Annotated in this window: 15 protein-coding genes; 6 read left to right on the forward strand and 9 right to left on the reverse strand. The window is 65.6% G+C overall.

The features are described 5' to 3' along the window. Nucleotides 1-20: 20 nt before the first annotated feature. Entirely contained in the window at nucleotides 21-1,391 is a 1,371-nt protein-coding gene (locus XBLMG947_RS04255; RefSeq protein WP_065466538.1) for a formimidoylglutamate deiminase, read from the reverse strand. A 60-nt stretch (nucleotides 1,392-1,451) separates the two neighbouring features. Between XBLMG947_RS04255 and hutI the strand changes: the two genes are divergently transcribed. The 5 genes from hutI (at nucleotide 1,452) to XBLMG947_RS22450 (ending at nucleotide 8,016) form a co-directional block, all read left to right on the forward strand. After that, on the forward strand, nucleotides 1,452-2,675 hold the full coding sequence (gene hutI / locus XBLMG947_RS04260) for an imidazolonepropionase (protein WP_065466539.1): 1,224 nt from the start codon (nucleotides 1,452-1,454) through the stop codon (nucleotides 2,673-2,675). After that, nucleotides 2,672-4,213, forward strand: coding sequence for a histidine ammonia-lyase (hutH, locus tag XBLMG947_RS04265; protein WP_065466540.1), 1,542 nt, complete (start codon nucleotides 2,672-2,674; stop codon nucleotides 4,211-4,213). The genes hutI and hutH overlap by 4 nt, the downstream gene beginning before the upstream one ends. Before the next feature lie 181 nt (nucleotides 4,214-4,394). Further along, nucleotides 4,395-5,252: an N-formylglutamate deformylase gene (gene hutG, locus XBLMG947_RS04270; protein WP_065466541.1), complete on the forward strand. Its 858-nt coding sequence runs from the start codon at nucleotides 4,395-4,397 to the stop codon at nucleotides 5,250-5,252. A gap of 16 nt (nucleotides 5,253-5,268) precedes the next feature. Then, on the forward strand, nucleotides 5,269-6,936 hold the full coding sequence (hutU, locus tag XBLMG947_RS04275) for a urocanate hydratase (protein WP_065466542.1): 1,668 nt from the start codon (nucleotides 5,269-5,271) through the stop codon (nucleotides 6,934-6,936). A gap of 351 nt (nucleotides 6,937-7,287) precedes the next feature. Continuing rightward, nucleotides 7,288-8,016: a hypothetical protein gene (locus tag XBLMG947_RS22450; protein ID WP_065466543.1), complete on the forward strand. Its 729-nt coding sequence runs from the start codon at nucleotides 7,288-7,290 to the stop codon at nucleotides 8,014-8,016. Between the two features lie 317 nt (nucleotides 8,017-8,333). On the opposite strand, the gene gyrA is transcribed toward XBLMG947_RS22450, so the two are convergent. The 5 genes from gyrA to ligA form a co-directional block, all read right to left on the reverse strand. Further along, entirely contained in the window at nucleotides 8,334-11,027 is a 2,694-nt protein-coding gene (gene gyrA / locus XBLMG947_RS04285) for a DNA gyrase subunit A (RefSeq protein ID WP_065466544.1), read from the reverse strand. 210 nt (nucleotides 11,028-11,237) lie between these two features. Continuing rightward, a complete protein-coding gene (gene mtnA, locus XBLMG947_RS04290; protein ID WP_065466545.1) occupies nucleotides 11,238-12,302 on the reverse strand; it encodes an S-methyl-5-thioribose-1-phosphate isomerase in 1,065 nt (354 codons plus the stop codon). Nucleotides 12,303-12,357: 55 nt separating this feature from the next. Further along, nucleotides 12,358-13,041, reverse strand: a complete 684-nt coding sequence (locus XBLMG947_RS04295; protein ID WP_065466546.1) for a DUF3011 domain-containing protein — start codon at nucleotides 13,039-13,041, stop codon at nucleotides 12,358-12,360. A 109-nt stretch (nucleotides 13,042-13,150) separates the two neighbouring features. Continuing rightward, entirely contained in the window at nucleotides 13,151-14,113 is a 963-nt protein-coding gene (gene epmA / locus XBLMG947_RS04300) for an EF-P lysine aminoacylase EpmA (RefSeq protein WP_065466547.1), read from the reverse strand. Further along, nucleotides 14,110-16,611 carry an NAD-dependent DNA ligase LigA gene (gene ligA, locus XBLMG947_RS04305; protein ID WP_065466548.1) on the reverse strand — a complete coding sequence of 834 codons (2,502 nt, stop codon included), beginning with the start codon at nucleotides 16,609-16,611 and terminating at the stop codon, nucleotides 14,110-14,112. The genes epmA and ligA overlap by 4 nt, the downstream gene beginning before the upstream one ends. Nucleotides 16,612-16,965: 354 nt before the next feature. Between ligA and XBLMG947_RS04310 the strand changes: the two genes are divergently transcribed. Beyond that, the gene (locus XBLMG947_RS04310) at nucleotides 16,966-18,090 is read left to right on the forward strand and encodes a pyridoxal phosphate-dependent aminotransferase (protein ID WP_065466549.1); all 1,125 of its coding nucleotides are present in this window, start codon (nucleotides 16,966-16,968) and stop codon (nucleotides 18,088-18,090) included. Nucleotides 18,091-18,266: 176 nt separating this feature from the next. On the opposite strand, the gene XBLMG947_RS04315 is transcribed toward XBLMG947_RS04310, so the two are convergent. From XBLMG947_RS04315 to smc, 3 genes are read right to left on the reverse strand one after another with little or no spacing between them, the layout of a single operon-like run. Beyond that, the gene (locus XBLMG947_RS04315) at nucleotides 18,267-18,650 is read right to left on the reverse strand and encodes a hypothetical protein (protein ID WP_065466550.1); all 384 of its coding nucleotides are present in this window, start codon (nucleotides 18,648-18,650) and stop codon (nucleotides 18,267-18,269) included. A gap of 6 nt (nucleotides 18,651-18,656) precedes the next feature. After that, complete coding sequence (gene zipA, locus XBLMG947_RS04320; RefSeq protein WP_065466551.1) at nucleotides 18,657-19,388, reverse strand: cell division protein ZipA; 732 nt, start codon at nucleotides 19,386-19,388, stop codon at nucleotides 18,657-18,659. A gap of 56 nt (nucleotides 19,389-19,444) precedes the next feature. Further along, nucleotides 19,445-22,948, reverse strand: coding sequence for a chromosome segregation protein SMC (smc, locus tag XBLMG947_RS04325; RefSeq protein ID WP_065466552.1), 3,504 nt, complete (start codon nucleotides 22,946-22,948; stop codon nucleotides 19,445-19,447). Nucleotides 22,949-23,007 lie beyond the last annotated feature (59 nt).

The raw sequence follows: 23,007 nt of genomic DNA on the forward strand, positions 1-23,007 counted from the left end.
TCCATGTTTGGCGGCCCATGTCATTGGCTCAGGAGGCTGCGCAATACCACGGCAAACCGCGCGGCACTCCGGGTGCGATCGATATGCTGCCCGCCGCGCACCACCCAGCGACCGCCGCGCCAGACATTGCGCACCGCTGAACCACGCGCGGCAAACAGCCAGCTGTCCAGCAAAGCATCGTCGCTGCGCGCCAGCAGGGCCGGATGCGTCGTGTCCAACTCGATCAGATCGGCCGCTGTACCGGCACGGATGCCGGTCTGTGCGATGCCCAGCGCCTGCGCGGCACCGACGCCGGCCTGGTCGTAGAGCCAGCGCCCGCTGGATACGGCCCCCTGCGCCAATACATTGCGTGCCTGCAACGTCAGGCGCTGGCCGTATTCGAGCAAGCGCACTTCCTCGGCTGCATCGATCAGCACATTCGAATCCGAGCCCAGCCCAAAACGGCCGCCCGCGGCGGCGAATGCCTGCATCGGGAACACGCCATCGCCCAGGTTTGCCTCGGTGATCGGGCACAGCCCGACGACTGCGCCGCTGTCGGCAATCGCCTGCAGTTCGCTGGCATCCACATGCGTGGCATGCACCAGACACCAGCGCGCATCCACCGGCGCATTGGCCAGCAGCCACTGCACCGGGCGCTGACTGGACCAGGCCAGGCAGGCGTCCACCTCGCGCTGCTGTTCGGCGATGTGGAGATGGATGGGTCCATCGGTGAGCGGCACCAGCGCCGCCAGCTGCGGCGGGGTCACTGCGCGCAGGCTGTGCGGGGCCAACCCGAGCACTGCATCAGGCAGCGCTTTCAGGCTGTGCCTGCAGTCGTCCAGCAGGCGCGCGAACCCCTCGATATCGTGGATCAGGCGGCGTTGCGCCGGGCTGGGCGCAGCGCCACCGAAATCCGAATGCGCATAGAACACCGGTAACAAGCTGAGCCCGATGCCGGTGTTGGCGGCCGCAGCGGCAATGCGCTCGGACATTTCGCCGGCGTGCGCGTACGGCGCGCCGCTCACCGTGTGGTGCAGGTAATGGAATTCACCGACGCGGGTGAAGCCGCTTTCGAGCATTTCCACATACGCCTGTTCGGCAATCGCCTGCAGGCTGTCCGGGTCGAGCCGGTCGACGAAGCGGTACATCAGCTCGCGCCAGCTCCAGAAGCTGTCGCCGCTGCGTCCGCCCACTTCGGTCAACCCCGCCATGCCGCGCTGGAAGGCGTGGCTATGCACATTGCCCAGGCCAGGCACCAGCACCTCGCAGCGCGTGTCGTTGGGGGCAGCAGGCACGCCGGCCTGCACGCAGGCGATGCGTCCCTGCGTCAGCGCAATCCGCACCCCGCTCGCCCAGCCCTCGGGCAATAACGCCCGGGCGGCCCAGAACGCTTGCATCTGTTGGTCTGCCACTGGACACCCTCGGTTGCCGAATCTATTGTATATACATATCAGACACCACGAGCCTGCGCCATGCATTGCGACGTTCTCTGGCACAACGCGCAACTGATGACCCTGGATGCCGCCGATGGCGGCCTGGGCATCGTGGACGACGGCGTCGTCGCCTGCCAGCAGGGTCGTATCGTCTACGCCGGCCCGGCCGCACAGGCGCCAGCGCTGCAGCCCGCCAGCGCGCACGACTGCCAGCGCCGCTGGATCAGCCCGGGCCTGATCGATTGCCACACCCACCTGGTGTATGCCGGCAACCGCGCCAACGAATTCGAGCAACGTCTGCGCGGCGCCAGCTACGCCGAGATCGCCGCTGCCGGCGGCGGCATCGTAGCGACGGTGCGCGCCACCCGCGCCGCCGACGATGCCGCATTGCTGGCCGCCAGCCTGCCGCGCCTGGATGCGATGCTCGCAGAAGGCGTGACCACGCTGGAAATCAAATCCGGCTACGGGCTCACGCTGGACGATGAAAGCAAGCAACTGCGCGTAGCGCGCCAACTCGCTGCGCTGCGCAAGGTGGAAGTGGTGCCGACCTTCCTGGGTGCGCATGCAGTGCCGCCCGGCGGCGATGCGCAGCGCTACATCGACCAGGTCTGCACACAGATGATTCCGGCGATCGCCGCGCAAGGGCTTACCGAGGCGGTGGACGTGTTCTGCGAGCATCTGGCGTTCTCGCATGCGCAGGCCGAACAGGTCTTCATCGCGGCACAAGCGCATGGCTTGCACATCAAGATCCACGCCGAACAGCTGAGCAATCAGCGTGGCGCCGCACTGGCCGCACGCTACGGCGCGTTGTCGGCCGATCATATCGAATACCTGGACCAGGCCGGCATCGCGGCGATGGCGCGCGCTGGCACGGTGGCGGTGCTGTTGCCGGGCGCGTTTTATTTCACCCGCGATACGCAGGTGCCACCGATTGCCGCGTTGCGCGCGGCCGGTGTGCCGCTGGCGCTGGCCACCGACTGCAATCCAGGGACCTCGCCGCTGACCAGCCCGCTGCTGGCCATGAACATGGCGGCGACCTTGTTCCGCATGACCGTCGACGAATGCATCGCCGGCTTCACCCGCGAGGCCGCGCGCGCGCTCGGACGCAGCGATCGCCTGGGCCAGCTGCGTGCCGGCATGGACTGCGATCTGGCGATCTGGGACATCGACGCGCCGGCCGATCTGGTCTACCGCATGGGCTTCAACCCTCTTCATGCACGCGTCTGGCGCGGGCATCTTTCGCTGAATCCGGAGTCGTCATGAGTCTTACTGTTGTCCTGCAACCCGGCCAGGTCACGCTGGCGCAATGGCGTGCGCTGTATCGCGGTGCCGAGGTCGCATTGGACGATGCCTGCGCCGCTGCGGTGCTGCGCAGCGCACAAACGGTGGAGGCCATCGTTGCGCGGGGCGAGCCGGTGTATGGCGTCAACACCGGCTTCGGCAAGCTGGCCAGCGTGCGCATCGAGCGCGACGATCTGCAGACCCTGCAGCGCAATATCGTGCTTTCGCACGCGGCCGGTGTCGGCGAGCCCACGCCGGTGCCGGTGGTGCGACTGATGATGGCGCTCAAACTCACCAGTCTGGCTCAGGGCGCTTCCGGCGTGCAGCCGGACACGCTGGCGTTGCTGGCAGCGATGCTGCGCGCGGGCATCACCGCGGTGGTGCCGTGTCAGGGCTCGGTGGGCGCTTCCGGCGATCTGGCGCCGCTGTCGCATCTGGCTGCGGTGATGATCGGCGTCGGCGAAGCCTTCGTCGGCGAACAGCGCCTGCCCGCTGCCGATGCGCTCGCACATGCGCAGCTGCAGCCGCGCGTGCTGGGCGCAAAAGAAGGGCTGGCGTTGCTCAACGGCACCCAGTTTTCCACTGCCTGCGCCTTGGCCGGTCTGTTCGAGATCGAAAACGTATTGCAGGCCGCGCTGGTGACCGGCGCGCTATCTGTGGAAGCGGCCAAGGGCTCGGATACGCCGTTCGATGCACGCATCCACGCACTGCGTGGGCAACCGGGGCAGATCGCCACCGCGGCAGCGCTGCGTGCCTTGATGGCCGAGTCGGCCATTCGCGAATCGCATCGGCTTGGCGATGTGCGCGTGCAGGACCCGTACTGTCTGCGCTGCCAGCCGCAGGTGATGGGCGCAGCGCTGGACATCATGCGTCAGGCTGCGCGCACGCTGGAGATCGAAGCCAATGGCGTGTCCGACAACCCGCTGGTCTTCAGCGATACCGGCGAGGCCTTGTCCGGTGGCAACTTCCACGCCGAGCCGGTGGCCTTTGCGGCCGACATGCTGGCGATGGCGGTGTGCGAAATCGGCTCGATCAGCGAACGCCGCACCGCGATGCTGGTCGATCCGGCACTCTCCGGCCTGCCCGCCTTTCTGACTCCGCGTCCGGGCTTGAACTCCGGTTTCATGATTCCGCAGGTCACCGCCGCCGCGCTGGTGTCGGAAAACAAACAGCGCGCGTATCCGGCCAGCGTCGATTCAATTCCGACCTCGGCCAATCAGGAAGATCACGTCTCGATGGCCGCGCACGGTGCGCGCCGCCTGCTGGCGATGGCCGAAAACGCCGCACACGTCATCGGCATCGAGCTACTGGCCGCCGTACAAGGCTGCGATTTCCATGCGCCGCTGCGCTCCAGCGCCGCGCTGGAAGCCGCGCGTGCCCTGTTGCGCGCGCAGGTGCCAACGCTGCAGGAGGATCGCTACTTCCATCCCGACATGCTGGCCGCCAGCGCCTTGGTGCGTTCGGGTGCGCTGGCGCAGGCGGTGGCGATCGCGTTGCCGGATGTGGAGCAGGACGCATGAGGCCGCAGATTGCACGACGTGGCGCGCTATCTGCGTCACCACAGGCGCAAGCGCAAGGTTTTGCGCCGTTTCCATGCACACGCACACGCGCTGACGCGGCATGGCGCGCGCGACATTGTCACCATACACAGCTGCGCGACACGTGCGGCGCGTGCGCAGCACCCACGCATGGAGCGTCGCGATGAACGCCCTGCCCGACTGGCTGCAACTCCACCGCGGCGACGCGCCGTTGATCGTCAGTTTTCCGCATACCGGCACCGAATTGCCAGAGGACGTGGCCAGCCAGTTCGTTTCGCCGTGGTTGGCGCGCCGCGATACCGATTGGTGGGTGCATCAGCTCTACGATTTCGCACAGGCATTGGGCGCCACCACGCTGCGTACCGCCATCTCGCGCTCGGTCATCGACGTCAATCGCGACCCCAGTGGCGCATCGCTGTATCCGGGTCAGAACACCACCGGTCTGTGCCCGCTCACCACCTTCGACAATCAGCCGTTGTATGCCGATGGTGCGGCACCGGACCAGGCGCAGATCGCGCTGCGTCGCACGCGCTGGTTCGACCCGTATCACGCGGCGCTTGCCGACGAAATTGCGCGCCTGCGCGCCCGGCACGCGAAGATCGTGGTCTACGACGCGCATTCGATCCGCTCGCTCATCCCGCATCTGTTCGATGGCGAATTGCCGCAATTCAATATCGGCAGCAACGACGACCGCAGCTGCGACCCGCGCCTGGTCGATGCAGTGGAAAGTCTGTGCCGCAGCAGCGGCTCCAGCACGGTACGCAACGGGCGCTTCAAGGGTGGCTGGATCACCCGCCACTACGCGCAACCCGAGCAAGGCGTGCACACATTGCAAATGGAACTGGCCTGCCGCGGCTACATGTGCGAACCGGACGCCATCACCCCGGGAAGCTGGCCCACGCCGTGGCAGCCGGTGCACGCCGCCGCATTGCGTGCGGTGCTGCGGCATGTGCTGCTGGCTTGCGTGCAGTTCGCCAACGCGCCCTCTTCCGACACCGCGCCGCCTGCGGCCAACCGCTGATTGCAAGGAACCCGGCATGACCCGTCACGATACAACCCGCGTCATCCGCGCCGCCACCGGCACCACGCTCACCGCCAAGAGCTGGCTCACCGAAGCGCCGCTGCGCATGTTGATGAACAACCTGGACCCGGACGTGGCCGAGCGCCCGCAGGAACTGGTGGTGTACGGCGGCATCGGCCGCGCCGCGCGCGACTGGGAATCCTTCGATGCGATCGTTGTTGCGCTCACGCGCCTGGACGACGACCAGACCTTGCTGGTGCAGTCCGGCAAGCCGGTGGGCGTGTTCCGCACCCACGCCGATGCACCGCGCGTGCTGATCGCCAATTCCAACCTGGTGCCGCGCTGGGCCACCTGGGACCACTTCAACGCATTGGATAAAAAAGGGCTGGCGATGTACGGCCAGATGACCGCCGGCAGCTGGATCTACATCGGCGCGCAAGGCATCGTGCAAGGCACCTACGAAACCTTCGTGGAGATGGGTCGCCAGCATTACGGTGGCAGCCTGGCCGGCAAGTGGCTGTTCACCGGCGGCCTCGGCGGCATGGGGGGCGCGCAACCGCTCGCCGCGGTGATGGCCGGCGCCTCGTGCCTGGCGGTGGAATGCCGCAAGAGCAGCATCGACATGCGCCTGCGCACCGGGTATCTGGATACGTGGACCGACTCGCTGGACGAGGCGCTGCGCCTGATCGAGGAGTCGTGCACGGCAAAGAAGCCGCTCTCGGTCGGCCTGCTCGGTAACGTGGCCGATGTGCTGGACGAACTGCTGCTGCGCGGGATCAAACCCGACCTGTTGACCGACCAGACCTCTGCGCACGATCCGGTCAACGGCTATCTGCCGCAGGGCTGGAGCGTGGAAGAGTGGGATGCAAAGCGCGTCAGCGCGCCGAAGGAAGTGGAAGCGGCCGCGCGCGATTCGATGGCCAACCACATCCGCGCCATGCTCACTTTCCACGCGCTGGGCGTACCCACCGTGGACTACGGCAACAACCTGCGCCAGATGGCGCTGGAGGCCGGCATCGACAACGCATTCGATTTCCCCGGCTTCGTACCCGCCTATATCCGCCCGCTGTTTTGTCGCGGCATCGGCCCGTTCCGCTGGGTCGCACTCAGTGGCGACCCGGACGACATCGCCAAGACCGATGCCAAGGTCAAGGAACTCATTCCAGACGATGCGCATCTGCATCGCTGGCTCGACATGGCCGCCGAAAAGATCGCCTTCCAGGGTCTGCCCGCGCGCATCTGCTGGGTGGGCCTGGGCGACCGCCACCGCCTGGGCCTGGCCTTCAATGCGATGGTGCGCAGCGGCGAACTGAAGGCGCCGGTGGTCATCGGCCGCGACCACCTGGATTCCGGCAGCGTGGCCTCGCCCAACCGCGAAACCGAATCCATGGCCGACGGTTCGGACGCGGTCTCCGACTGGCCGCTGCTCAATGCCCTGCTCAACACCGCCAGCGGCGCCACCTGGGTCTCGCTGCACCACGGTGGCGGCGTCGGCATGGGCTTCTCGCAACATGCCGGCATGGTCATCGTCTGCGACGGCAGCGAAGCGGCCGACAAGCGCCTGGAACGTGTGCTCTGGAACGACCCGGCCACGGGTGTCATGCGCCACGCCGATGCCGGCTATGCCATCGCAACCGATTGCGCGAAGGAGAAAGGGCTGGATTTGCCTGGAATTTTGGGCTGAATCCGCTTTCGGGGCTAGCACTCGACGCGCCCGTCTTGCGGCGAACGCAGCCGCTTCGTCGGGCGCTCTTGCGCGGCGTTGCGTTCCGCCGGTTACTTAAAAGCCGATGCAACCGCCCCCAGCAATGCGCTGCGTACAGTACCGGCACCGCTCCACGTGCCGGGAAGGCGGTTACGATCGCCTCGGCTGCACGATCAGCGTCCACACCATCTTTTGTCAGGAAGTGTGCGAGGCATGGCGATTGCAGACTGGCGGACGGCAAAACCATCGTCGCTTGTCACATTCCTGACGATTGACCTCAAGTCTGCGCGTTGCAGGCCGTCAAGGTATGCAACGGTTTGAGGACATTCCATGGGCATCTTGCTCTACCTGGTGCCTGCATTCGCACTCTGGGCACTGATCGCCACCGGCCTGGCATTCGTGCGCGGTCGCCTGTTGCGTGCCGAATCCGGCGAGCTTGCCAGCGCGCAAGACAGCCTTGGCCGCTATCAGGCTGCGCTGTCGCAACTGAAAGCCCGTGCGGCTGCCACGACGCTGGAACTGGAGTCGCTGCAGCGTAGCTATGCCGTGCTCCAGCAATCGCTGGAACAGCAGGAACAGAACACCTCAGTGCAGCAAGCCACCACTGCCGACCAGGTGATGCCGATGGTGTTGGTGCAGCGCCTGGACATCGCCAACGAGATCGGCGCGCTGTTCGCGCATGTGGCGCGCGTGGCGCGCAGCCTGCGTCGCTACAGCGCCTACAGCCGCGGTCACAATGCACCCGAGCCGACCACAGCGCGCTACGATCTGCACTGGCTTGCCGATTGCCTGCACAGTTTCGACCAGGTAGGTCACGCACTGCTGCGCGGCAATGTCGCTGCACTGATCACGGCCTGTCAGGATCTGCTGTCGATGTACGAGCATTATCTGAAGGACGGCTCCGGCTACAACAGCCGCGACACCTTCCTGCGCCTGAGCAGCGATGTGCCGCTCTCCGAGGCCACCGATGCGATACGCTCGATCATCGTCAAGGCGACGCTGGCGCAGGATGTCCGCGATGCGGTGCAGGACGATGAAGTGGTGGCGAACGCTGGGTGAATCGGGAATCGGGAATCGGGAATCGGGAATCGCAAGAGCGTGCGGCCTGATGTATCGCTCACGCATGGCATCGCGCCCATCAGCAGCGATATCGTATCGAGAGAATCAAGCATTTACCGCTGGGATTTCGTGCAAAAAGCGTACCGCTTGCGGTGCGCTTTTTTTATTTCATGCTTCAAGGGCAATAGCCAGACGGCGTGGACGTTAGTCACATATGGCGTGCCCGCAACAAACGCCCATGCTTAAAAACGACGCGCAACAAAAAACGCCGGTTTTCACCGGCGTTTTTTGTCAACCGCGTTGCTGACGCAACACGATCACGCGTCCGACGGTGGCGCTTCGCTCACGCTTGCGCTGGCTTCGTCCACCACTTCGTCCACGTCGTCCAGCGATGCATCCAGGCGTTCGACTGCCTGCAACTTTTCGCCCTTGGACAAGCGGATCAACGTGACGCCCTGCGTGTTACGGCCCACACGCGAGATCTCCGAACCACGCGTACGCACCAGCGTTCCGCCATCGGAAATCAGCAGCACCTCGTCGGTGGCGGCGCCCAGCAGCACCGCACGCACCAGCTTGCCGTTGCGCTCGGTGGTCTGAATACCGATCACGCCTTGCGTGCCACGCCCCTTGCGCGGGTACTCGGTCAGCGGTGTGCGCTTGCCGTAGCCATTTTCGGTGGCGGTGAGGATGTAGGCCACATCGCCATCGTCGGCGACCTCGATCACGGCTGCATCGGCGCCGTCGACGACCTCGTCGGCGAGGTCTTCGTCGGACTCGATCTCGATGCCACCGGCCGGATCGGACACGATCAGGCTGACCACCTCCTCGCCCTTGGTCAAACGGATACCGCGCACGCCGGTGGCGGTACGGCCCATCGAACGCACGGTGGATTCGCCAAAACGCACGGTCTTGCCGTTGGACGCGAACAGCAGCACATCGCGATCGCCATCGGTCAACGCCACACCGACCAGCGCATCGCCCTCATCGAGGTTGATGGCGATCTTGCCGCGCGCCAGACGGAACGCGAATTCGCTCAACGGCGTCTTCTTGACCGTCCCGTTGCGGGTAGCGAAGAACACATAGCGGTTGTCGGCGTATTCGCGTACCGGCAACACCGCCTGCACGCGCTCGCCGGATTCCAGCGGAATCCAGTTGATGATCGGGCGGCCGCGCGCATTGGAGCCGGCTTCCGGCAACTGATGCACCGGCAGCCAGAACACCTTGCCGCTGCTGGTGAAGGTCAGCAGCGTGTCGTGCGTGTTGACCAGCCACAGCTGGTCGATGAAATCCTCTTCCTTGGTCGCTGCGGCAGAACGGCCACGGCCACCACGGCGCTGCGCGCGATACGCGCTCACCGGCTGCCGCTTGGCATACCCGGCGTGCGACAACGTCACTACCACGTCTTCCGGCGCGATCAGATCCAGGATGTCCAGATCTTCTTCGCTATGACGAATTTCGGTGCGGCGTTCGTCGCCGTACTCTTCGCGGATATTGATCAGCTCGTCGCGGATCACCTGCAGCAGCACATCCGGGTTTTCCAGGATGCGGATCAAGCCTTCGATGACGCCGAGCAACTGCTTGTACTCGTCGGTCAGCTTTTCCTGTTCCAAGCCGGTCAGGCGATGCAGACGCATTTCCAGGATCTGCGAGGCCTGCACTTCGCTGAGCTGGTAGAACCCGCTGATCAAACCCACGCCCGGCGGCAGATCTTCCGGCTTGGACGCTTCCGCACCGGCCGCGCCGAGCAGCGCACCCACCAACCCCGGTTGCCAGGTCTTGGCCAGCATGCGCTCGCGCGCTTCCTGCGGATTGGCCGAAGTCTTGATCAACTCGATCATTTCATCGATGTTGGCCAACGCAACGGTCAGGCCTTCCAATACGTGCGCACGCGCACGCGCCTTGCGCAGTTCGAAAATGGTGCGCCGGGTGACCACCTCGCGGCGGTGGCGGATGAACGCCTCCAGCATCTGCTTGAGGTTCATCAACTGCGGGCGGCCGTCGATCAGCGCCACCATGTTGATGCCGAACACCGACTCCATCTGGGTCTGCTGGTACAGGTTGTTGAGCACAACCTCGGCCGACTCGCCGCGCTTGACTTCGATGTAGATGCGCATGCCGTCCTTGTCGGACTCATCGCGCAGCTCGCTGATGCCTTCGAGCTTCTTTTCCTTGACCAGCTCGGCGATCTTTTCGATCAACCGCGCCTTGTTGACCTGATACGGGATCTCGGTGACGACGATCGCCTCGCGGCCGTTGTCGGCCACTTCCACATCGGCCTTGGCACGGATACGCACGCGGCCACGACCGGTGCGATAGCCGGCAGCAATGCCGGCGGTGCCGTTGATGATGCCGGCGGTGGGGAAATCCGGGCCCGGGATGTATTCCATAAGCCCTTCGACATCCAGCTCCGGGGTGTCGATCAGCGCGATGCAGGCGTTGATCGCCTCGGTCAGGTTGTGCGGCGGGATGTTGGTGGCCATGCCCACCGCGATACCGGCCGACCCATTCACCAGCAGGCTCGGGAACCGCGTCGGCATGACCGTCGGTTCCTGTTCCTTTTCATCGTAATTGGGCTGGAAATCGACGGTTTCCTTGTCGATGTCGGCCATCAGCTCATGCGCCAGCCGCGACATGCGCGACTCGGTGTAACGCATCGCCGCAGCGGAGTCGCCGTCGACCGAACCGAAGTTACCCTGCCCGTCCACCATCATGTAGCGCAGCGAGAACGGCTGCGCCATGCGCACCAGCGTGTCGTACACCGACTGGTCGCCGTGCGGGTGGTACTTACCGATGACGTCGCCGACGATACGCGCCGACTTGAAGTAGGCCTTGTTGCTGTGGGCACCCAGCTCGTGCATCGCGAACAACACGCGTCGGTGCACGGGTTTGAGGCCATCACGGGCATCGGGGAGTGCGCGGCCCACGATCACGCTCATCGCGTAATCGAGATAGCTCTTGCGCATCTCGTCTTCCAGGTTGACCTGGATGATTTCCTTGGCGGTTTCTGCCATTCGGGTTCCGTAAGTGAGGTGGCGGGCGAGCCGGAAAGCCGCGTCGGGGGAGCCGTTGCATCAGGCTGCCGATCCCACGCTCCCGTCGATCGATTCAAGCCCCGGATTGTACCACGGCAGGGCACCCCAATGCCTCCGGTTTACCAGCCAGAAACAAGCACTTGCAGGGAGTTTGGGCGGCGTTGGCGGCCTGCCGGCGCCGCGCCGGGCTCAATTCCCGAAGGCGGCCTGCATCCGCGCCAGGTCCGGCTGCGCGATCACGCCCCGTTCGGTCACGATCGCATCAATCAGATCGCCTGGAGTGACGTCGAACACCGGGTTCCAGGCATGGATGCCGTCGGCCACCGTCCTGACCCCGCCGACACCGAATAACTCGCCCGGATCGCGTTGCTCGATCTCGATCTGGTCGCCGCTGGCAGTGGCCATGTCCACTGTCGACGACGGCGCCACCACCATGAACTTGACGCCGTGGTGGCGGGCGGCGATCGCCAGTTGGTAAGTGCCGATCTTGTTGGCGGTGTCGCCATTGGCGCAGATGCGGTCGGCACCGACGATCACCCACTGCACCAGCCCGGACTTCATCAGGTGCGCCGCGGCCGAATCGGCGATCAAGGTGGCATCGATGCCGTCCTGCTGCAGCTCCCACACCGTCAGGCGCGCGCCCTGCAGCCACGGCCGCGTCTCGCCGGCGAACACCTTGGCAATGCGCTGCTGCGCCATGCCGGCACGGATCACACCCAGCGCGGTGCCGAAGCCGGCAGTGGCCAGCGAGCCGGTATTGCAATGGGTCAGCACGCCGCTGCCCGGGGCGATCAGCGCGGCACCCAACGCGCCCATGTGGCGATTGGCAGCCAGGTCTTCATCGGCGATGGCCTGCGCTTCGCGCGCAAGCACCTCGCGCCAGTCAACACCGGCGGCGCCCAGCACACGGCGCATGCGTATCAGCGCCCAGGCCAGGTTGACGGCGGTCGGCCGCGCGGCATTGAGCCGCAACAGCGCCGATTCGAGTTTCTGCAAGGCCGCACTGCCATCGTCGGCATCGATGTCGCGCGCAGCCAGCACCACGCCCCACCCGGCCGCAATGCCGATCGCCGGCGCACCGCGCACGGCCAGCGAATGAATCGCCTCGGCCACCGCGTCGCTGGTGTCGCAACGCACATGCTCCACCACGAAGGGCAGCTTGCGTTGGTCGAGCAGTTCCAGGGCATCGCCGGTCCACAGCAGGGGGCGGATGTGGTCGTAGCTGGCGTAATCGATATGGGCGCTGTCGTTCATGCGCCCATTGTAAGGCGCACACACATCGCCTGCGCCGTTGCACGGCCGAATGGCCTCAGTCGACGATGAACTCGGCGCGGCAGCCGTCGTTCACCCACACCCCGTCGCGGCTCCAGCCCCAGGTCTGGCCTTCCACGCATGGCGTTTTGGAGAGTTGCCGGCCCAGGCGCACCGCGCGTTCCACCGACACGCCGCAAGTGCGGCGCGCGCTTTTTTTCGATTCGCAGGTGACCATGCGCGGCACCGCGACGAAACCGGAGCCGTCTTCGGCACCCACCTCGAATTCGCCATCGCATCCACGCGACACCCAGATCTCGCTGCGGCGAACGCCCCAGGTCCGCCCTTCCTTACACGGCCACATCGAGCGTTGCCGCAGCAGCCGCACCGGCGCGCCACGCAGCACCACCGGGCACGTCACCGTGCCGCCATTGGAATCGCAGCGCACCACGCGGCGCATCACCGTTGCGGCCTGCACACCGGACGCCGCGAATTCTGCACGGCAGCCTTGTTCGACCCACACGCCATCGCGTTCGATATCCCATTCGCTGCCACGGATGCAGCTTGTTTCGGAAAGCTGGCGCACCAGTTGCACGCCATAGGCGGTGTCCATCGCGCAGTGCACGCGCGCCATATCCTTGGACTCGCAGCGCACCACACCGGCCGCGCGTTCGGACGCACGCGCATCGGCGAGCAACAGCGGCAAGCACCACAAACCGCATAAGCTGATCAGCCACTTCATGCCGACAATCCTCACCCCGAAACGATCTTCGTCGCGCCCCCGTGGACACGGCGATGAGAGCACCAACGATGTGAAGAAAGCAATACGGCGCCGATGACAGCGCAATGACTCAGGCGCAAGCGAAGTCGAAGGCCAGCACCTCGGCAATCTGCGCAGTGCCGCGCAAGGCCATCAGCAGGCGATCAACGCCTACCGCCACACCGGCGCAATCGGGCAACTGCGACAACACCTCAAGCAGGCGTTCATCCAGCGGCAGTTGCGGTAATCCGCGTGCTGCACGCACCGCGTTGTCGCGCACGAAGCGCGCACGCTGTTCCTGCGCATCGTTCAGTTCGTGATAGCCATTGGCCACCTCGAAGCTGCCCAGATACAGCTCGAAGCGCTCGGCCACCGGCGGGTCGTCGTGGCGCACGCGCGCCAGCGCACATTGACTGGCCGGCCAATCGTGCACCACCGTCAACGTGTCGCTGGCAAAGCCCGGCTGGATGCGATGGGTCATCAGCAGGTCCAGCCAATCGTCGCGGGTCAGGCCCGCGGGATCGATGGCGATGTCATGCAGTGCGACGCGTAGCGTTTCGATCGGATCGCGCAACGGGTCGATGCCCAACGTCTGCACGAACAGCGCGCGGTGCGTCAGCACCTGCACTGCGGCCTCGCGCCCGACCAGCGCCAGCGCGCAACGCACCAGCGCAATCGTCTCCTGCGCCAGGCTGCGGTCGTTCCAGCCCACCCGATACCATTCGAGCATGCTGAACTCGGGATTGTGGCGGCCGCCCACCTCGCCGTTGCGAAACACCCGGCCCAGTTCGTAGCAATCGCCCACGCCGGAGGCAAGCAGGCGTTTGAGCGGATATTCCGGCGAGGTGCGCAACCAGCGCAGCGGCGCGCCGGCATCGACATGCCCGGTGAAGCGCGTAGTGAAACTTTCGATATTCGGCTCGGTATTGCCGGCCGCCGACAGGATCGGCGTTTCCACTTCCAGCACGCCGCGCTCGGCGAAAAAGTCGCGGATCGCGGCATTGAGCCGCGCACGCAAGTTCAGCGCGGCCAGATCGACCTGCGACGCGCTCATGGCTGTTGGCCGTGTTCGCCCAGGAAGGTCAGCAAACGTGCTTCGTCCCAGATGTCCACTCCAAGCGATTGCGCCTTGTCGAGCTTGGAACCGGCCTCTTCGCCGGCCACCAGAAACGCGGTTTTCTTGGACACGCTACCGGCGACCTTGGCGCCCAATGCTTCGAGCCGTTGCTTGGCCGCATCGCGCGTGAGCGCCGCCAACGTCCCGGTGATGACCACGGTCTGGCCATCGAGCGGGCCGGTCTTTTCCTCGCCGGCCTCCGGCAGCATCGCCAGCAGCTCGGAAAGCTTTTTCTGGGCATTAACCGCGAGCGTGTCGTTGGCCGGCACCAACAGCCAGGCCGCGAGCGACTCGGCCACTGACTGCGGTACACCCGCTTCGACGAGAGCCTCGGGACCGCCATTGCGCAGGGCATCGATGGAACCGAACGCAGTCGCGATCTGGGCGGCGCGGATCGGCGTCACCTTGGGAATCTCCAGGTCCTCCAGCAAATTGGCTAAGCTCAGCTCGCCGCGCAGCTTCGGCGAAGGCGGATGGGTGTCGCCGATGCGCACCTTGCGCGCCAGCAGATGATCGATAGCCTGCTGATTGCCGGGCTGGTCTAGAAAATGCCCAAGCGAACGCGCCACTTCGCCGCCGATGTCCGGCACGCGCTTGAACAGCGGCCACGGCAGATGGCGAATCACTTCCAGATCGCCGAACCAGGCCGACAAGGCCTTGGCCGTGCTTTCGCCCACGTGCTCGATGCCCAGCGCAAACAGGAAACGTTCCAGCGTGGTGTCGCGCGAGGTTTCGATCGCCTCGATCAAATTCTCTGCCCACTTGGTGGCGATCTTTTTGCGGTTCCAATCGAACGTCGGCAGACCCGCGCGCAGCAGATCGGCCTGCCAGGTCTGCGGCACCTCGCGCTCGCCGGCCAGGTCCACGCCGATGCCGACCACGGTGGCTTCCAACTGCGCATACGCGCGGCTGGCCAGATGCTCGCGCGCTTCGCGTAGAAACGCATGCGGGCTCTCGGCGGTGCTGATCATGCGCAGTTGCAGCAGTTGATCGACGGTGAGCAGATACAGATCGGCCACACCTTGCACTACGCCGCTGTCGACCAGCACCTCGATGAATTTCTCGCCCAGGCCATCCACATCCATCGCACGCCGCGAGACGAAATGTCGGAAGGCTTCCTTGCGCTGCGCCGGGCAGGTCAGCTCGCCGGAGCAGCGCCACACCGCCTGCCCCTCCTCGCGCACAATCTCCGAACCGCACACCGGGCACTGCGTGGGCATGCACCATTCCTGCGTACCCGGCGGGCGTTGATCGGCGACCACGCCGGCCACTTCCGGAATCACATCGCCGGCGCGGCGCACGATCACCGTATCGCCCACACGCACATCCAGGCGTGCGATCTGGTCGGCGTTGTGCAGCGTGGCATTGGTGACGATCACCCCGGCCACATGCACCGGCTTCAGTCGCGCCACCGGCGTGGCCGCACCGGTGCGGCCGATCTGGATCTCGATCGCTTCCACCGTGGTGGACTGTTCCTGCGCCGGGAACTTGTGCGCGATCGCCCAGCGTGGCGAGCGCGACACGAACCCCATTGCGCGTTGCCCGGCCAGATCGTCGAGCTTGTAGACCACGCCATCGATATCGAAAGCCAGCCCGTCGCGCGCTTCACCGATGCGCTGGTAGTACGCCAGCAGACCGTCGCTGCCCTGCACTACTTCGACCAGCGAACTGACCGGGAAGCCCCACGCGCGCAGCTGCACCAGGATGGCCGAATGGGTCTGCGGCAATACGCCGTCGCTCACTTCGCCAATGCCGTACGCATAGAAACTCAACGGACGCTGCGCAGTGATGCGCGCATCCAGCTGCCGCAGCGAGCCGGCCGCACCGTTGCGCGGATTGGCCAGGACCTTGCCGCCCTGGGCACGCATCTGCGCGTTATAGGCTTCGAACGCGGCGCGCGGCATATAGACCTCGCCGCGCACTTCCAGCACCTGCGGCCAGCCTTCGCCGCGCAGGCGCAGCGGAATCGCCTTGACGGTGCGCAGGTTGGCACTGACATCCTCGCCGGTGGCGCCATCGCCGCGGGTGGCACCCTGCACGAACTCGCCGTTTTCGTAGCGCAGGCTGATCGCCAGGCCATCGAGTTTGGGTTCAGCAGAAAACAGCGGTTGTTTGACCTCCAGCCGCTCGCTGATGCGCCGCACGAACTCGGTCACTTCCTCGTCGCTGAAAGCATTGCCCAACGACAACATCGGCAAGGCATGCCGCACTTCGGCAAACCGCGAAGCAGCCAGATGGCCCACGCGTTGCGTTGGCGAATCGGCAGTGGCCAGTACCGGGTGCTCGGCTTCCAGCGCCTCCAGCTCACGCAGCAGGCGGTCGTAATCGACGTCGGCCATCTGCGGCTCGTCGAGCACGTGATAGCGGTAGTTGGCGTCTTCGATTCGACGGCGCAGGGCATCGATGCGCTGAGCGGGATCCGGGCTGACAGTCATACGATCGCTGGGCTGGCTCTGGGCCGCTCATTCTAACGGGCCGGCTCGCTGCCAAGCGTCAGCGGCGAGTGCGTCGGTGGTGATGCTTGATCCCCGACGGAAGTCGTTGGAATTGGCGCTAGCGTCCTGGCCTCGAAGTGAACCGGGCACTTCAGCACCTACCCGGATCGCGGCCGGATCGCGCGCGGCAGCAAACTGGCTGTCGGACGCAAACACCCGCAGAGCGACTGTCTTTGCCATCTGACTCTTGCAAGCACGCTACGAACCGGCCCTCAAGGGGATTCCCCGATAGGCAGACAGGCACAAACCGGCCAGCGTGGCGCCCTGTTTGCCCGCCGCTTCTGGAGTTCCCCCGTGTCGTTGCCCGTCTCGCGCCGTTCGTTTCTCAGCCTCGCCACCACCGCCGTGGCGGTTTCCGCATTGGGGCTGGCACCCGCGGCAGAGGCAGCCCGCAAGCGCGCCGCTGCGCCGGCAACCCCGGGTGTGGCCGCAGCGGCCGGCACGGTGTACCTCAACCTCAACGAGCATCCGCTCGGGCCTGCCCCGGCCGCCCTGGACGCTGCCACCCGTTCACTGGCGCGCTCGGGCCGCTACCTGCTCGAAATGGAGCAGGATCTGCGCAACCTGATGACCGGCGAGCTGCAGCTGCCCAACGATCATCTGTCCTTGTTCCCTGGATCGCGGGACGCCTTGAACCGGGCCGGCAACCTGTTCACTTCCGCGCGCGCCGGGCTGCTGGTGGCCGACCCGAGCTTCGACCCGCTGATCGAAAGCGCCGCTGCCCGCGGCGTGCCCGTGCGCAAGGTGCCGCTGCGCGCCGATGGCGCACACGACGTCAAGGCAATGGCCAAGGCCGACCCGACCGCCGGCATGCTCTACCTGTGCAACCCCGGCAATGTCACTGGCGCCATCACCCCGCGCGCCGACATCGAGTGGTTGCTGGCCAACAAGCCGGCCAGCGCCGTGCTGGTGGTCGACGAGGCATATATCCACTACAGCAACGCGCCCTCGGTGGCCGATCTGGTGCGTCAGCGCCAGGATCTGATCGTGCTGCGCAGCTTCTCCAAGCTGTACGGCATGGCCGGCCTGCGTCTAGGCGCTGCCCTAGCTCCGCCGGGCCTGCAGACCAAACTCGCCGCCTTCGGCAGCAACCCCTTGTCGGTTCCGGCCATGGCCGCCGGCATCGCCAGCCTGCGCGACCAGCTGCTGGTGCAGACCCGCCGCGCCGACAACGCCCGCGTGCGCGACGAGACCATCGCCTGGCTCAAGGGCAAGGGCTACGCATGCCTGCCCTCGCAGGCCAACTGCTTCCTGCTGGACGTCAAGCGCGATGCGAGCGTGTTCGCCGATTCGATGCAGAAGCAGGGCGTCATCGTCGGCCGCAGCTGGCCGATCTGGCCCAAACGCGTGCGGGTGAGCGTGGGCACCGAAGCGGAAATGCTGCGCTTCCGCGAAGCGTTCGGTAAGGCTAAACGCTGACCCTTCTTCCTCGGGAGAAAATGGCTTTGCCCTGACCGCTCACCACCTCCCCTCGGGAGAAGCTGCCCCGCAAGAGGCGCATGAGGGTGCAAGCGAAGCCTCGCATTGTTCGATTGCAGGAGTGCTTCGCTGCGTCCCCTCACCCCCTCTCCGGTTGGGAGAGGAGCTTTGGATTCCTACTGATCGAACGCCTCAGACTCCGGTGCGCGCAGCGTGCGCCGGATCCAGAAATAACTGATGACAAAAGTCAGCACCATCGAGCCGGCGTTCCACAGCAGCAGCTCGTGCAGCAGCGGTGGACCTTGCAGGATGTGCAGGTAATAGCGGCGATCCAGCAGCGCAATGGCGTGCGGCATCAACACGCTGACGAAGGGCGTTGGCACCGGCGCGACCGGCAACGTGATAACAGCAGCAAAGCCCACGACCAGCCACGGCGAATGCCGCGGGCGTTTGCGCAGACGCGCGGCGATCCAGGTAAACAGCCACAGCAACGGCATCGCCAGGATCGTCCACAACACCAGCAACAACGCCACCGCCAGCACGCCCTGCAGGCTCAACATATCAACTCACCAGCGCGGCGACTTGGTCAGCGGCGGCGCCTGGTGCTGGCGGTCGTAGGCGCGCAGTTCGTCGCGGATATGCGCAACGCGCTGGCGGCCCAATGCGTTGCGGCTGTCGTCCAGCACCACGCCATCGAGCAGTTCGGCCATGCGCTGCACGGTGGGCAGCATTTTTTCCCAGGCATCGAGCGCGGTCATGGGCGCCGGTAGCGTCAGGAAGAACGCGATCGCCGGCGTCTGCATCTCGCGGATGTTGGCCATGTCGAAACTGCCGGGCTTGAGAATGCTGGCCATGCTGAAGATCGGCCCGCGCTCCGGGTGCCCTTCCACCAGGCGGTGGAACACATTCATGTGGCCGAACACCAGCCCGGTCTTTTCGGCAGCGACCACCACATCTTCGCCGCGCAGCACCTGGCCCGCCTTGGCGGCCACGAACAGCGATACGATCTTGTCGAAATCCTGGTTGGGGCGCTTGCCCATGTCGCTGCCGCCAGCGGCATCCTGGTCGTCCAGGTTGAGCTCACTCTGCTCGGTGCCTTCTCCGCGCTCCGCAGCGTCACCCTCTACGCCAGGCTCGCTGGAAATGACCGGTTCGCGCCGTTCGCGCGGCTGGCTATCGTCCTTGTCGACGCGACGTCCCTGCGGCGATTTCTTCGGGCGGCCGAACAGGAAGATGGCTGCGACCAGCAGCAGTCCAGCGATCAGGATCCCGATCCGGATCATGGCCATGTCGGACATTCAGCGTGCCTCCGCATAAGAGTGACCAGTGTCGATATTCCAACAAGCATGGCACGTCATGCCGCACCCGCCAAACGTGCGGCTTCTTCCAGGTCCACGCTGACCAGGCGGCTGACGCCTGGCTCGCGCATGGTCACGCCGGAGAGCTGACGCGCGGCTTCCATCGTGGCCTTGTTGTGGCTGACGAACAGGAACTGCACCTTCTCGCTCATCTCGCGCACCATGTTGGCCAGGCGGCCGACATTGGCTTCGTCCAGCGGCGCGTCCACCTCGTCGAGCAGACAGAACGGCGCCGGGTTGAGCTGGAAGATCGCAAACACCAGCGCCACCGCCGTCATCGCCTTCTCGCCACCGGACAGCAGCGAAATGCTCGACACGCGCTTGCCCGGCGGACGCGCCATGATGGTCACGCCGGTATCGAGCAGGTCTTCGCCGGTGAGTTCCAGATACGCATGCCCGCCGCCGAACAGGCGCGGGTACAGCGCCTGCACGCCGGAGTTGACGCGGTCGAAGGTGTCCTTGAAACGGCCGCGGGTTTCGCGGTCGATCTTGCGGATGGCTTCTTCCAGCGTTTCCAGTGCGGTGTTGAGGTCCAGGTTCTGCGCGTCCAGATATTCCGAGCGCTGCGCGGCCTCGCCGTACTCCTGGATCGCAGCCAGGTTCACTGGCTCCAGGCGCCGCATACGCCCATCGATCTGGCCGACGGTCGCTTCCCACTCGGCCACGTTGGCCGACTCGGGCAAGCCATTAATCACATCCTCCAGGACGAACCCGGCTTTAACCACCGCCGCAGCCAACTGCTCGGCGTTGAGCACCAGCGCCTGTTGATCGAGCTTGCGTTGCGAAATGCGCTCGCGCTGCGCCAACGCCTGTTCGTCGCGGTGCTGACGGGTCTGTTCGAAGCTGCGTAGTTCGCTGTCGATACTGTCGAGCATGGTGCGCGCTTCGCCCAGCGCGCGCTCGGTGCGCACGCGCTCGCTCAGGGCAGCCTGATGTTCATGCTCCAGCGTTTCCACCGGCGAATCGCCTTCGCTGAGCTGGGCAACCAGATCTTCCAGGCGCGTGTCGAGCTGGCCGCGCTGGCTGTCCATGCGTTCCAGGGTCTGGCTGAGCGAGGTGATCTGGGTGCGTTGCGATTCCAGCGTGAGCGCCAGGGCATGCATCGCATCGCGCACACCGCGTGCGGCATCGCGCGCTTGATCGCGTGCATCGGTGAGCTGACGGCGCTCGCTTTCCAGCGCTTCGCGCGTGCCCTGCAGATCGCCCATCAAGGTGACCGCATCTTCGAGCTTGGCGCGCGCCTCGCGTGCCTGTTCGCGACTGGTATCCAAGGTTTCCAGCAGCTGCGCCAGCTCGGTTTCGATGCGCTCGATGCGCGTGCGCGCCGCATCGACCTTGCCTTGCTGACTCTGCAATTGCCCGGCCAGTTCGGAGACGCTGCGGTGCGCCATGTACAGCTGGCGCTGTGCGTCCTCGCGCTGCTGCTCGGCCGCCAGCAGTTGTTCGCGGAAACTGGCGAGCTGGTGCTCGAGCTCGGCTTCGCGCTCCTGCAGGGTTTCGATCTGGGTACGCAGCTCTTGAATCTCGCGCTCGCGCAGCAGCGCGCCCTGCTTGGCCGCGCCGGAGCGCGACACGCGCACCCAGCCCTCGCCCAGCCGCTCACCATTGCGGGTGATGACCGAATCGCCCTCGGGCAGGCTGCGTTGCAGCGTGCGCGCCGCGTCCAGATCCTCGGCGGTGTGCAAACGCGCGAGCAGGCGACGGATCGCGATCGGCCCCTGCACCTTGGCGGCCAACGACGTCGGCGCGAAGCTCGCGGCATCGGTGGCACTGGACACCAGCGCGATGCGGCCATCGCCCAACTCGCCCAGCGCATCGACCAGTTGCTCCGGCGCATCCACCAGCACGCCTTCGATCAACTGCCCCAGTGCGCCTTCGGCTGCATTTTCCCAGCCGCTTTCGACGCTGATGCGCTCGCCGACGCGCGCCGCCGAATCCAGCCCGCGCGACTTCAGCCACGCCACCGCGGCGCCTTGCTCCTGGCCGAGCGCGGCCTGCTGCAAGGTTTCCAGCGATGACAGCCGGCCACGCGCGGCCTGCGCCTGCTTGCGCACTTCGGCAAGCTCGCCCTGGCTGGCACGTTGTTGTTCCTGCAGCCCGCCAAGCGCGTGCTTGCGCGCTTCGACCTGCTCGGTCAGCCCGTCCAGCGAGGTCTTTTGCGTTTCATGGCGCAGTTCGATCTGCTCGAACGCTTCGGCCAACGCATCCAGATCCAGCCCGGCACGTTCGTTGACCAGCGCTTCGCGGCGACGGTCGGCTTCGAGCGATTGGCGGTCCAGATAATCGACACGCGTGCGCTCCACTTCGCCGGCGCGCGAGGCTTCGCCGGTGTCGCGGTTATGGGCTTCCCAGCGCTGCTGCCAGTCGGCCAGCCGCGCTTCGGCTTCACGCAGCGCGTCCTGGCGGAATTCGTGGTCTTCGCGCAGCTGTTCCAGTTGCGGTTCGGCAGCGGCCACCGCTTCGCGCAGTACGCTCAACTTGGCCGAGTCGCCGCTGATGTGCTGGGTCAACTCTTGCAGCTGGCTTTGCGCCTCATCGCGCGCCTTGTGCAGGCGATGCGAGAGCTCGCGCTGATGCTGGATCTGCTGCTCGATGCGCGCCAACGCACCACCGACCTGATAGACATCGGCCTGTGCCTTGGCCACCGCTTCGGCAGCTTCTTCGCGGCGCACGCGGCCGGTTTCGATCCGCGCCTCGGCATCGCGCTGGTCGGCGATCAGCTGCTGCAGGCGGGTTTCTTCCTGATTCAATTTTTCGCGCAGGCCCTGCAATTGCCCGTCCAGGCCGCGGTATTCCAGCGCCTTCCACTCGGCATCCTTGATCCGGCGCTCTTCCTGCAAGGCCTGGTACTGCTCGGCCTGCCGCGCCTGGCGCTGCAGATGCGCCAGCTGCTTGGTGATTTCTTCGCGTAGGTCGCCCAGACGGTCGAGGTTTTCGCGCGTATGCCGAATGCGTGTTTCGGTTTCCTTGCGGCGCTCCTTGTACTTGGAAATGCCGGCGGCTTCTTCCAGATAGACGCGCAGGTCTTCCGGGCGCGCCTCGATGATCTGGCTGATCATGCCCTGCTCGATGATCGAGTAGCTGCGCGGCCCCAGACCGGTGCCCAGGAACAGGTCGGTGATGTCGCGGCGGCGGCACTTGGTGCCATTGAGGTAGTACGCACTCGTGCCATCGCGGCTGACCAGGCGCTTGACCGAGATCTCGTTGAACGAGGCGAACTCACCGGTGATGGTGTGATCGGAGTTGTCGAAGATCAGCTCCACCGTCGCCTGCGACACCGGCTTGCGCGCCGAGGAGCCGGAGAAGATCACGTCGGTCAGCGAGTCGCCACGTAGCCGGCTGGCCGAGCTCTCGCCCATCACCCAGCGCACCGCATCGATGATGTTGGACTTGCCGCAACCATTGGGGCCGACGATGCCGGTCATATTGGTGGGCAGGTGCAACGTGGTCGGGTCGACGAACGACTTGAAACCGGACAACTTGATCGTGGACAGGCGCATGGGACGGACGGGTTCCGGGCACCGCGCGGACACAGCCGGCAGGCGCTTTTCCTGTGGAG

This window comes from Xanthomonas bromi (assembly GCF_900092025.1).
Taxonomy (GTDB): Bacteria; Pseudomonadota; Gammaproteobacteria; order Xanthomonadales; family Xanthomonadaceae; genus Xanthomonas; species Xanthomonas bromi.